The 12,371-nt window shown below is 51.9% G+C and carries 10 protein-coding genes and 3 pseudogenes; 6 read left to right on the top strand and 7 right to left on the bottom strand.

Annotation, left to right across the window (positions count from 1 at the left end; translation table 11 throughout):
- Positions 1-6: 6 nt before the first annotated feature.
- Positions 7-858, bottom strand: a complete 852-nt coding sequence (locus tag CS369_RS15635; protein ID WP_196907830.1) for a metal ABC transporter permease — start codon at positions 856-858, stop codon at positions 7-9.
- Complete coding sequence (locus CS369_RS15630; protein WP_374191070.1) at positions 855-1,595, bottom strand: metal ABC transporter ATP-binding protein; 741 nt, start codon at positions 1,593-1,595, stop codon at positions 855-857. Before CS369_RS15630 ends, CS369_RS15635 begins: the two co-directional genes overlap by 4 nt.
- A 317-nt stretch (positions 1,596-1,912) precedes the next feature.
- Between CS369_RS15630 and CS369_RS15625 the strand changes: the two genes are divergently transcribed.
- A complete protein-coding gene (locus CS369_RS15625; RefSeq protein WP_196907829.1) occupies positions 1,913-2,959 on the top strand; it encodes a LacI family DNA-binding transcriptional regulator in 1,047 nt (348 codons plus the stop codon).
- A gap of 7 nt (positions 2,960-2,966) precedes the next feature.
- On the opposite strand, the gene CS369_RS15620 is transcribed toward CS369_RS15625, so the two are convergent.
- Positions 2,967-3,104 carry a hypothetical protein gene (locus CS369_RS15620; protein ID WP_196907828.1) on the bottom strand — a complete coding sequence of 46 codons (138 nt, stop codon included), beginning with the start codon at positions 3,102-3,104 and terminating at the stop codon, positions 2,967-2,969.
- A gap of 23 nt (positions 3,105-3,127) precedes the next feature.
- Positions 3,128-3,418, bottom strand: a complete 291-nt coding sequence (locus tag CS369_RS15615) for a LysR family transcriptional regulator (protein ID WP_196907827.1) — start codon at positions 3,416-3,418, stop codon at positions 3,128-3,130.
- 115 nt (positions 3,419-3,533) lie between these two features.
- On the opposite strand from CS369_RS15615, the gene CS369_RS15610 reads away from it, so the two are divergent.
- The 3 genes and pseudogenes from CS369_RS15610 (at position 3,534) to CS369_RS15600 (ending at position 5,067) form a co-directional block, all read left to right on the top strand.
- Positions 3,534-4,202 carry an SDR family oxidoreductase gene (locus tag CS369_RS15610; RefSeq protein ID WP_244665051.1) on the top strand — a complete coding sequence of 223 codons (669 nt, stop codon included), beginning with the start codon at positions 3,534-3,536 and terminating at the stop codon, positions 4,200-4,202.
- Positions 4,198-4,416, top strand: a pseudogene (locus CS369_RS15605) (3-phenylpropionate dioxygenase); the annotation flags it as partial. The gene CS369_RS15610 and the pseudogene CS369_RS15605, both read left to right, overlap by 5 nt.
- A 126-nt stretch (positions 4,417-4,542) precedes the next feature.
- Positions 4,543-5,067: a hypothetical protein gene (locus CS369_RS15600; protein ID WP_196907826.1), complete on the top strand. Its 525-nt coding sequence runs from the start codon at positions 4,543-4,545 to the stop codon at positions 5,065-5,067.
- Between the two features lie 103 nt (positions 5,068-5,170).
- Here CS369_RS15600 and CS369_RS15595 read toward each other — a convergent pair whose 3' ends face one another.
- Positions 5,171-5,713 carry a single-stranded DNA-binding protein gene (locus CS369_RS15595; RefSeq protein ID WP_196907825.1) on the bottom strand — a complete coding sequence of 181 codons (543 nt, stop codon included), beginning with the start codon at positions 5,711-5,713 and terminating at the stop codon, positions 5,171-5,173.
- Between the two features lie 309 nt (positions 5,714-6,022).
- Here CS369_RS15595 and uvrA point away from each other — a divergent pair, with 309 nt between their 5' ends.
- Positions 6,023-8,854 (top strand): excinuclease ABC subunit UvrA, encoded by a 2,832-nt coding sequence (gene uvrA, locus CS369_RS15590; protein ID WP_196907824.1) that lies wholly within the window; start codon positions 6,023-6,025, stop codon positions 8,852-8,854.
- Between the two features lie 702 nt (positions 8,855-9,556).
- Positions 9,557-10,477: pseudogene (locus CS369_RS15585) on the top strand (methyl-accepting chemotaxis protein); the annotation flags it as partial.
- Positions 10,478-10,532: 55 nt separating this feature from the next.
- Here CS369_RS15585 and CS369_RS23860 read toward each other — a convergent pair.
- Positions 10,533-11,180: pseudogene (locus tag CS369_RS23860) on the bottom strand (GGDEF domain-containing protein).
- A gap of 62 nt (positions 11,181-11,242) precedes the next feature.
- On the bottom strand, positions 11,243-11,896 hold the full coding sequence (locus tag CS369_RS23855) for a cache domain-containing protein (RefSeq protein ID WP_244665045.1): 654 nt from the start codon (positions 11,894-11,896) through the stop codon (positions 11,243-11,245).
- Positions 11,897-12,371 lie beyond the last annotated feature (475 nt).

Below are 12,371 nucleotides of genomic sequence, written 5' to 3'. Positions count from 1 at the left end.
ATGATATTAGCGGCGCAGGCGAAGCATGCCGCCCTCAGCGCCGAAGGCGACCGAGAACGCGAAAAACAGCGTGGCGGTCAGAATGATGGCAGGCCCGGCGGGCAGTGAGGCATAGTAGGACCACAGCAAGCCGATAAGGCTGGACGCGATGCCCACCAGCACCGAGACCGCCAGCATGACGGGCAAGCGAGCTGTCCAGAAACGGGCGCAGGTCGCGGGTAGCATCATCATGCCGACCGTCATCAGCGTGCCCAGCAGTTGAAACCCTGCCACCAGATTGAGTACCACCAGTGCGAGGAATAACGCGTGGATCTGCGTGTGCCCTCGCGGTGAGGCGAGCTGCATAAAGGTGGTATCAAATGATTCGATCACCAGCGCACGATAGAGACATGCCAACAGCAGTATTGAGACCGAACAGATCAGGCAGATATCGATCAACGCGCCGCGATCGACCGCCAAAATTGATCCAAACAGCACGTGCAGCAGATCAACGCTGGAGCCAAGCAGTGATACTAACGTCACACCGAGTGCCAACGAACCCAGATAGAGCCCGGCGAAGCTGGCGTCCTCTTTTAACGCCGTGTTACGACTGACAAAACCGGAAAGCAGCGCCACGATCAGCCCGGCGATAAACCCGCCGGTCCCCATTGCCAACAGCGACATGCCGGAGAGCAGATACCCGATGGCGACGCCGGGCAGCACCGCGTGCGACAGCGCATCGCCGATCAAACTCATGCGGCGTAGCAACAAAAAGCAGCCCAGCGGCGTGGCACTGAGCGTGAGCGCAATACATCCCACCAGTGCGCGCCGCATAAACCCGAACTCTACCAGCGGTGAAAGGAGACTTATTGTCATCATACTACCGCCCTGATCCGCGCCTGCGTGCCCTGGGGTGCTGAGTGTGCCGAGGTGAATATATCGTGGGTTGCGCCCCAGCGATGGCCAGCGGCGCTGAGCTGTAGCACCAGCGGAAAATGGCGGTCGACAATGTCACGATCGTGCAGCACCGCCAGAACGGTGCATCCTTGCTGATGACGTTGGTGCATCAAGGTCAGCAGAGCCTGTGTTGTTTCGGCATCAACACCGGTAAACGGCTCGTCCAGCAGCATCACCGGAGCGTCCATCAACAGTAAGCGGGCAAACAGGACGCGCTGTAGCTGGCCTCCCGATAAATGGCCGATAGGACGGGTGGCGAACGCGGTCATTGCAACCGCCTCCAACGCGGCATACGCGTTACGCCTCCAGAGACTATTGAGGCCACCGAACAGGCCGCGCTGCGGCAGGCTGCCCATCAACACCAAATCCATGACGCTCAACGGAAACTGGCGATCGAACTCCGACAACTGTGGCAAATAGCCAATGCGTGGCACGGCGTTGCCATCGTGCGTCAACGAGCCTGCCAAGGGAGGAATCAGTCCGGCAAGGGTTTTTAACAGCGTCGATTTGCCACTGCCGTTTTCACCGACGATGGCCGTCAGTGAACCTGCGCTGAAGCTGCCACTCAGCGTGTCAAGTGGTGAAGATGCGGTGTAGCCGAAGGTGAGGTTGTGCAGCGCGATCATGGTAGCGATACCGCCCAGGCGACCAGCGCCCATAACAACACCAACATCGCCAGCGCAATGCTGATACGCGCCCAGACGGAAAGAGAATAGAAGCTCACTCGTGTGTGCCATACAGAGAGAAATTTATTACTATGTTATAATATAACAATTCAAATGCCAGCAGAAAGACGTAAGAGAATGTGACATGGCGGCTTTGGCCCGTGTCTGCGTGCAAATGTTCTTATGGTTGTTATTGCGTTAACCTTCGACAGTGTAGAGATAAGCGATAGGAAAGAGGGGCTGATGCATTAGAGTAATTTCTTGCTAAAACCGTCTATCGTGAGCCTCGCAAACACAGGGATGAAGGAAAAATGGCAACATTAAAGGATATCGCTGAGTGTGCAGGCGTCTCTATCAGTACGGTTTCTCGTGTATTAAATGGTACTGCGCCGATCAGTGCCAAAGTCAAACAGCAGATACTGTCGATTGCCGCTGAACAGGGTTATCCGCTGCATAAATTGGCGAAACCTGTGGCCGAAGCCTTGGATCCCTTGCGCCATGTTTTGTTGGCAGCGCCACGCAACCTGATGCTGGAAAGTGACTACAATCTGGTTTCCCTGTCATTGATCAATACGCTCAAAACCTTGTGCGCGCAGCGTAATATCCGACTGCGTCCATTTCCCTCGGAGCATGACGCCATGACGGAAGAGCAAATGAGTGCGTCGCTGCAAGGTATGCGGCAGAGTGGCATTGTGATCGTCAATGACGAGAGTATCCCCTTGTTGCAGGCGGTGGTGAAAAGTGGAATACCTGCCGTGCTGATCAACGGTGAAGATCCCTCCATGCGTTTAAACCGCGTTACCCCCGCTAACTATGCCGCCGCAGCCTGTGCCGTTCGTCATCTGATAGAACATGGGCACCGGCGAATTCTGCATTTAACCTGGTCGTCTTGCATCACTATTAAGCAGCGGGAACGCGGCTACCGTGATGCCTTGCTGAAGGCAGGAATTGCTGTCGATGAGTCACTGATTCTGGCTTCGCCTGATTTCCACCCCCTCACTGCGCGTGACGCCATGCTGCGCTGGCTTTCCGCACATCCTGACCGCTTGGGTGTGACTGCGATTTTTTGCGCTGCGGACAATCAGGCGGTGGGCGTGGTGGATGCGTTGGTGCAGCGTGGCATTCGCGTTCCAGATGATATGTCGTTGGTGGGAATGGATAATATTTTGCCACTGGATATGCTGCCGGTGTCACTGACCACGGTGCACATGCCGCTTGATGCGGTTGCCAGAGCCACACTGCAACTATTAACCCAGCAACTGGTTCCCGCACAGTCGCTGGGGGTGACACAGCATGTTGAATTGGCCGGGCATTTGGTGGTGCGAGAATCGGTAAAGTGCCTCAGCGCGCTCGCCTGATTGCCCACTAAAACTGTGCGGCGGTGGCCTCGACCAGCGCATCTATTGCCAGACGCAAGCGGGGCAACATTACCAGTGTTGCCCGCCATAGAGCATGAATAGGCAAATGTCCGGCAATAACTTCGTCCAGAACGCTAACCAGCACGCCGCGCTCGAGTTCCTCCTTGACTAACGCTGGCCTGCGGGTTCAGCCATGGTATTGGCAAGCAGCGTTTCGACGCGATCAACCTCGTGTCTTGCTGTTCGGCAGGCATCCCGATAAATCACACCCTCTGCCGTTATGGTCTGCTGTCGGGTGGTGCGAGTAAATAATGGGGTTTTCAGGCGGTTTTCCAAGCGCTGAATGGCTTTGGTGACCGCTGAAGGGGTGAGCCCAAGCAGAGCTGCTGCTGCGGTGAAGTTGCCGCTGTCACACACGGCCAGAAATACGCCGATGTCATCTCCCGGGTAATGTCGCATAACACCTATTGCTGAATATCAGGAATAAATGTTGATAGTTTATTTCATTTTACCGGAATGATATTCGTCAATAAGCTCTGTTTTATGAAAAAGACACAGACTTACGCCATTCTTGGTGGCACTTCAGGCATTGGATTCGCTCTGGCTCAGCGATTGGTCGCGCGTGGCGATCGGCGGGCGTTCGGCAGAAAAGCGGGCCACTGCGCTCCAGTCACTGGGCGAGCGGGCATCTGCCTATGCTGTTGACATTACCGATCGCGCTTCTCTGGCCGCCTTCTTCGCGCAAACCACCTCGCTTGCCGGGCTGTTTACACCCGCCGCATCTTACACTACGGGGGCGTTTCAAGAGGGGAGCCTGGAGACCAGCGAAGCGCTGTTTCAGGCAAAATTTTGGGGGCAATATTGGGCAGTTTATGCCGCATTGCCCTCGCTGTTTCCGGATGCGGCGGTGGTATTGATGTCGGGTGCCGCTTCTTCGTGTCGCCTTGGCGCGCCCGCTTATGCCGCGTGCAATGCGGCCCTGGAGGGTCTGGCGCGCGTACTGGCCGTTGAACTGGCCCCACGCAGGATAAACTGCTTATCACCGGGAACGACCGACAGCACGCTGTGGCAGCAACGCCCGGCACAGGTACGCGAAGCGGCTTACCAACAGTGGTGCAAACTCAATGTATTGCAACGCCCTGCTACGGTAGAAGTGCAGGCCGACGCGGCGCTATTCCTGATCGATAATACGGACATGACGGGCAACACACTCTATTACGACGGGGGATACACATTGCGTTAAGCGTGGGCAGTGTGATATGTGGCGTTTTATGTACCGAAACCGTTTAGAGAAATTGCATTGGGCCGTGCTGGAACAGGATCGCATCTTGCTGGAGAACCTGGTACCGGACGCGAACGCTTATGAATACCTTTATCAACATGATATTGGGCTCTCCCGCTTGCGCCAAATAATGCAAAAAACGGCAAAAGTACAGGTGGCAGAGCGGGAAACATAGCACGCGTTGCGATAATCGATTCAGACGCCGGGCTGGACTCTGATAGCGAACTGTAAATGGAAGATTACCCGTCGATCACCTTATAGCATTTCTGCTGAATTTAATAATGGAAGGGTATCAGCGGTAATGATGAGTATTTCGGCAGCTAACAGTAATCAAACCAGTGCGGCTAATAGAGAAACCACAACCAGTGCCAAAACGGTCCGCATGAAGGATATCTTGGCATTGATAAAGGCCTTGAGATACTTTGAAAATCAGGTGGCGACGTTTAATCGCGATTTGCGAAATCCTACATTCTGGCAACGTCCTAATGCAAATAGCCTTATACGGGTGTTAACCGATATAGACACGGTAAGTGCGCGTGTAAAGCAACTGACAGGTAAAATAGAAACGTCTTCTTACCCGCATCATGCATCAAAAATGACCAACTTGGAAAAGATCAAGGCAACTATTGATACGTTGATTAAAAACGCCAGTGCCAGCTTTAATCGCTCACAAAAAAACATGCAAGTTATGCGTGAACGAGAAGATCAATATCTGGAAAATCGAGCGAAGAGTGCGAAAGCGCGCTCTGAGCGTCGGCAGTATGTTAAAGAAATGATTAATTCGGGAAGGGGCGATGAGCTGTATAACGGGGGAATGATGAAATAGTGGATGGCGGGCGGTGTCGTACCATTATGAATATTTCAACATGAATGTTTCAAACATAACGCCCTGCTAAAGCAGGGCGTTATGTTTTTGCTGAACCAACAACTTAGAACGGAATATCGTCGTCAAAGTCCATCGGAGGTTCATTGCCGCCAGAAATCGGAGCATTGTTCTGTTGGCGCGGTGCTTGCTGTGTGCCGCCGCTGAAGGCCTGACCACCCTGAGGCTGCTGCGGTTGTCCCCAGCCACCCTGCGGCGCGTTGTTGCCTGCGTTGCCGCCTGCCGGGGCACCAACGCCCTGACGGCCGCCCAGCATCTGCATAGAGCCGGAAATGTCTACCACCACTTCCGTGGTGTAACGATCCTGCCCGCTCTGATCCTGCCATTTGCGCGTACGCAGTTGACCTTCAACATACACCTGTGAGCCTTTGCGCAGGTATTCTCCAGCCACTTCAGCCAGCTTTCCGTACAGCGTGACGCGGTGCCATTCTGTGCGCTCTTTCTGCTCGCCGGTCTGCTTGTCGCGCCAGGTATCTGACGTGGCCAGAGTCAGGTTAGCAACGGCACCACCGTTCGGCAGATAACGGACTTCCGGGTCTTGCCCCAGATTCCCGACAAGAATCACTTTATTAACGCCTCTGCTGGCCATGCTTGTGTCTCCTGATGAGTCAATACGTAAAGTCTAAGCCAGAAGAAATCATAACATGCCAGCACTGTGCTGAGTACCCGCGATGTTGCATCCACACTTTTTTTATTGGTTACATTGTTGCATTAGAGTACTGGATATTTATTCAGTTTTTTGTTAGCGTGTTTCTTCTGCTTGTCCCCCCACTGAGCCGCCATCTGCGGTGCTAAAAAACGCAGCGGGTGTTTTTTTGTGTCATAATTGCACGTTTCGTACCGGTTATCTCCGCCTGCGGGATGATGAAAAATAGCGTTAACTCCGGGATGTATGTGAATGGATAAGATCGAAGTTCGTGGTGCCCGTACTCATAACCTCAAAAATATCAATCTGGTAATACCGCGCGATAAACTGATTGTAGTCACCGGGCTGTCGGGGTCCGGTAAATCGTCGCTGGCGTTTGATACCCTGTATGCGGAAGGGCAGCGGCGCTACGTTGAATCGTTGTCTGCCTATGCGCGCCAGTTTCTCTCTTTAATGGAGAAGCCGGACGTCGATCATATCGAAGGGTTGGCACCGGCGATTTCCATTGAGCAAAAATCCACGTCCCATAACCCGCGCTCAACCGTGGGCACCATCACCGAGATTCACGACTATTTGCGCTTGCTCTTTGCCCGCGTGGGTGAGCCGCGCTGTCCGGATCACGATGTGCCGCTAGCGGCGCAGACCGTCAGCCAGATGGTGGATAACGTGTTGGCACAGCCGGAAGGTACTCGCCTGATGCTGCTCGCCCCCATTGTTAAAGATCGCAAAGGGGAGCACACCAAAACGCTGGAAAATCTGGCGACACAAGGCTATATCCGCGCCCGTATCGACGGTGAGGTGTGCGATCTTTCCGATCCACCCAAGCTGGAATTACAGAAGAAACACACCATTGAAGTGGTCGTCGATCGTTTCAAAGTGCGTGAAGATTTGGCACAGCGTCTGGCGGAATCGTTTGAAACCGCGCTGGAGCTTTCCGGCGGTAGCGCCATTGTGGCGGATATGGATGATAGCAAGCAGCCTGAACTGCTGTTCTCCGCCAATTTCGCTTGTCCGCAGTGTGGCTATAGCATGCATGAGCTGGAGCCTCGCATGTTCTCCTTCAACAATCCGGCTGGCGCTTGTCCGAGCTGTGATGGGTTGGGCGTGCAGCAGTTCTTCGATCCGGCACGTGTGGTGCAAAACGGTGAGCTGTCGTTGGCAGGCGGTGCTATTCGCGGCTGGGATCGACGTAACTTTTACTATTTTCAGATGCTACGTTCACTGGTGGAGCATTACCGTTTTGATGTCGAGGCACCCTACGACAGCCTGAGTGAAAAAATTCGTCACGTCATTCTTTACGGTTCCGGTAAAGACACTATCGAGTTCAAATACATCAACGATCGTGGCGATACGTCCGTGCGACGCCATCCTTTCGAGGGCGTGTTGAACAACATGGAGCGGCGTTACAAGGAAACCGAATCAAGCGCGGTGCGCGAAGAACTGGCCAAGTTTATTAGTAACCGTCCTTGTGCCAGTTGCAGCGGCACGCGTCTGCGTAAGGAAGCGCGCCATGTGTTTGTCGAACAGACCACGCTGCCGCAGATTTCCGACATGAGCATCGGCCATGCGATGACGTTCTTCCAGAACATGAAGCTAAGTAGTCAGCGCGCGCAGATTGCTGAAAAAGTGTTGAAGGAGATCGGCGATCGCCTGAAATTCCTGGTGAACGTAGGATTGAACTACCTGTCGCTGTCGCGTTCTGCCGAAACGCTTTCCGGCGGTGAAGCACAGCGTATTCGACTGGCGAGCCAAATTGGTGCCGGGCTGGTGGGGGTGATGTATGTACTGGATGAACCTTCCATTGGCTTGCACCAGCGAGACAACGAACGCCTATTGGAGACATTGATTCACCTGCGCAATCTGGGCAACACGGTGATTGTGGTGGAGCATGATGAAGACGCCATTCGCGCAGCGGATCATGTGATTGATATCGGACCTGGCGCGGGGGTACACGGCGGCCAGGTGGTAGCGGAAGGCTCGGTAGAACAGATTATGGCGGTGCCAGAATCGTTGACCGGCCAGTACCTGAGCGGTGAGCGAAAAATCTCAGTATCGTCGCAACGTGTGCCTGCCGATCCCACCAAAGTGCTGAAGCTGGTGGGTGCTAAAGGCAACAACCTGAAAGATGTCACGCTGACGCTGCCTGTCGGGCTGTTCACTTGTATCACCGGTGTTTCTGGTTCCGGTAAATCGACGCTGATTAACGATACGCTGTTTCCGCTGGCGCAACGTCAGCTCAATGGCGCTACGCTGGCGGAACCGGCACCGTACCGTGAGATTCACGGCCTTGAACATTTTGATAAGGTGATCGATATCGATCAAAGTCCGATTGGGCGCACACCGCGTTCCAACCCGGCGACCTACACAGGTGTATTTACCCCCATCCGTGAACTGTTTGCTGGCGTGCCAGAAGCGAGAAGCCGCGGATACAACCCCGGGCGCTTTAGTTTCAACGTGCGCGGCGGGCGCTGTGAGGCCTGTCAGGGCGATGGCGTCATAAAAGTGGAGATGCACTTCCTGCCGGATATCTATGTGCCGTGCGATCAGTGCAAAGGCAAACGCTATAACCGTGAAACGCTGGAAATCAAATACAAGGGTAAAAGCATTCACGAAGTGCTGGAAATGACCATTGAAGAGGCGCGTGACTTCTTTGATGCTATTCCTGCCTTGGCGCGTAAGCTGCAAACACTTATCGATGTGGGGCTTTCTTATATTCGTCTTGGCCAGTCGGCGATCACGCTCTCCGGCGGTGAAGCACAGCGTGTGAAACTGTCCCGCGAGTTGTCCAAGCGAGGAACGGGGCAAACCCTGTATATTCTTGACGAGCCAACCACTGGGCTACATTTTGTCGATATTCAGCAACTGTTGGATGTGTTGCACCAGTTGCGCGATCAGGGGAACACCATTGTGGTGATTGAGCACAATCTGGATGTGATTAAAATCGCAGACTGGATTGTGGATCTTGGTCCGGAAGGGGGCAGCGGTGGCGGTCAAATATTGGTGTCCGGCACCCCGGAGACGGTTGCCAATTGCGAAGCATCGCACACTGCCCGTTTCCTCAAGCCGATATTGGCACGCAAGTAGTGCTGTTCACGACGCCCGGTATTGCGCCGGGCGTCGTGATTATAAGGGTATCCACGTTTACTTTTTATTTCGATAAGCACTGCTTTCGTTGTCGTACCGTTATTTCACGCTATTTTTCTTAGCGATAAATATCCTTTCTACGAGAATTACACGAGAAATATTTTCTATTTTCTCTGCATCTGATGCGGCACTTACCCTATTAAATAATATCAACAGAGGTATCTTTTACTTATTGCATGATTCTGTCGATCGATCTACTTAAATTGATAGGTGCTGGCTTTTTTTGTTAATTTTTAAGTGATTAAAACGATCAATGAGGTAAAGATGATATGCTTACTGCCGATAAAACTAGAAACATCAGGGGTAATTTGGGGCAAAATGAAGCAAACAATAACCATCAGCAACGTATTTTGACGATGACTGCTGGGGAACATTAAGCAGCAATTCTTAGCGTTAGATTTTATTTTTTCGATGATAGCACTGAATCATGGGTGAGGGGATACTATTTCCCTAACATCGGCGAAACAGCCATTTATATTGCTTAGTGTTAACGCGAGACAGGCTTCGTCAACAACAGGTCATCACTCATTCTGATGGGATTGAACAATGGAAGAATAACCTGGCTGTGATACGCAATATGGAAAGGAGTGAAGAATGAATATCGCTAACTGGCGCATCGGTTATCGCCTCGGCAGTGGATTCAAGGCATTGGATAACATGAACAGCAGCCTGCGTCATATTGTGAGCCAAGTACGCGACGGTGCCGAGGCGATTTCCATTGCGACTTCACAGATTGCCGCGGGGAATCAGGATCTCTCTGCGCGTACTGAAGAGCAGGCCAGTTCGCTGGAACAAACCGCCTCCTCCATGGAAGAGCTGACCTCAACCATCAAGAACACCGCAAATAATACTCGCCAGGCAACGTCGGTTTCGCATCAGGCATCAGATGCTGCCAAAAACAGCAGTGAAGTGATGCTCTCGGTGACGCAAAAAATGCGTGGTATTCAATCATCATCGCAGCGCATGGCTGAGATTATTGGCGTTATCGACAGCATTGCATTTCAAACCAATATTCTGGCACTCAATGCAGCCGTTGAAGCGGTGCGCGCGGGTGAGCAAGGGCGCGGTTTTGCCGTGGTCGCCAGCGAAGTGCGTTCACTGGCGCAGCGCAGTGAGACGGCAGCCAAGGAGATTAAGACGCTGATCGATGATTCCGTCAGCAACATTCAAGACGGGATGAATCTGGTAGACAGTGCCGATGAAACTCTGGGTCGTTTGACCAACCATGTGCAGGACGTTAACGCCATCATTACGGAGATTTCTCAAGCCAGCCAAGAGCAGAGCGATGGCGTTAGCCAGATTAACGTCGCGGTTTGGCAGATTGATACCACGACCCAGCAGAATGCCGCGCTGGTGGAAGAGTCAGCGGCAGCGGCGATATCGCTGCAATCCCAGGCGTCGGCATTAACCCATACAGTGAGTGCATTCAAACTTAACGCTGGGGAGGCGGTTGCCACGCCGTTGGCCGTGCGGGAATCAACGGTTGCCCGGCCTGCCAAGCCCACGCTGGCCTTGGCCACAGGCACATCCGCACAGAATAATCAGGACTGGACCTCGTTTTGATCTCTCTTCTGGGCGCAGTATCGCCAGCGCCCAGTTTTTCTTTCCCACGACATCGCTAATCCTTGTGCTGTTTATGCAGCATCAGCGCCAAGTCCTCTGGGATATCCTGCACAATCACTTTGTTGCGCCCGGCCTTTTTAGCGCGATACAGTGCGTTATCAGCGGTTTTAAGTGCGGCATCGATAGGCACTTCTTTCGGCAGGAAGGAGGTTACGCCAATCGAAATGGTGATGTGTTGGCAGATGGGAAAACTCATTTCCGCGACATTTTTGCGTAGCCGCTCGGCAATGACCACAGCCAGATGGATATCAATACCGGGCAGCAGCATTAAAAACTCTTCACCGCCGGTTCGGCACACCAGATCCGTTTTGCGCGAGTTGGTTTTTAAATGTCATCCCAGCATTTTTATCACTTCATCACCCACATCATGCCCGTAGGTGTCATTCACATTTTTAAAGTGATCAATGTCGATAAAAATCACTGAAACGACGCTGTTGTTGAGCAGCGACATTTCAATGTTTTCGTGCAATCCACGCCGGTTGAGTAGGCCGGTGAGCGGGTCGGTGTGAGCCTGCGAACTGAGTTTTCCGATACGTTTATGTAGCAGAATTGTGCCCCATAGGATGACGCGCTTAAGGTGCTCGACTTCGAAATACCAGGAGGATACCGCACGAATTTTGCTGATGACATCCGGATCGTCCATACGGCTGGCTGCCAATCCCAGCATGCGCAACGGTTTGGCGATGTAGATCGTCAACAAGGTAATCATGAACAGGGTGATGAGCAGCACGGGAGCAGTTTTTTTGTCAAATCAATCATTACGTTATTTAATACCTGAGTGACAATTTGTTCTGTTTGTAGTGTAAGAATAATCCAATCTGCGCGTTTAACTTTGGCGAGCCTGGCTAAAAATGTTGCTCCTTGCGAATCGGTCAGACGAAAATTACCTTTATTCCCCAATAGCGCCATCTGTTTTAAGGAGTTGTCGTCTATTTTTTGCCCGATTCGGCTTTTATCATGATGATAAATAATTGTGCCATCTTTATTGAGGACATAGGTATCGTAATTATCGTCATCAAACTGCGAATTCATAAATTCATTTGTCGCATTGCGGTTGTTGAGATAAATAGAACCGCCGACGTACCCTAGCTGTTCGCCCTCGGCATTGTGGATAGGAACAAAAATATAGACAATCAGGTTATCAATCAGAGAAACATAGGGCTGACTGATAAAAAAGGTGTTGGCCTGAACGGTGGCCGCATGGGAAGGGGATGTCAGGCACGCATCAATGACTCCTGGTTGCAATGGGGAGAACGCGCGAATGTAGCTCTGTTTGTCAATGACCGAGACGGAATTAAAGCGATGACCAATCTGCCGAATTCGCTCGACCTCTTTTTGCAGCGTGTCGGCGTTTTTCATGTTATCGGCGAGCAGTTGAGCACTAAAACTGAGCTGTGATTGGGAAGAGGAAAAAAGTCTCGACGGTATTTGCGAGTTTTAATGAATAGTTGAGATTTATTTTAAAAAACTGATCGGTCAATAACTTTTTTTGTGTGTCGTAGAAGGCGAAATAGCTATTTACAAAAATAACTGACATACCCGAAAGTGCGATGAAAAGAATGAGACGTCGTAAATTGACTTGAAGAATAAAATGCTTCTGAAATGGTTTCATTTATTATCTTTCTGCTTATTATTGTTGTCGCAAATCAGCGAGCGATCGGCTGTTCAACATCATGATGTAAGTTAATGATTAAGAAAGTGAATGTTGAAAATACCCTTTCTCTTTCACAGTAGGGGGAGACTGGCTCCCGTACACCTCAGACTCAGCTGAGGGGTTTGAAGGTCAATGATGTAAAAAACCACGCTAAGGAGATAATTGATTGTTTACATAAAG

It is taken from the genome of Candidatus Symbiopectobacterium sp. 'North America', assembly GCF_015762685.1.
GTDB lineage: Bacteria > Pseudomonadota > Gammaproteobacteria > Enterobacterales > Enterobacteriaceae > Symbiopectobacterium.
Note: the sequence above shows the minus strand (reverse complement) of the source record. Positions and strands in the feature narration are given on the sequence as shown.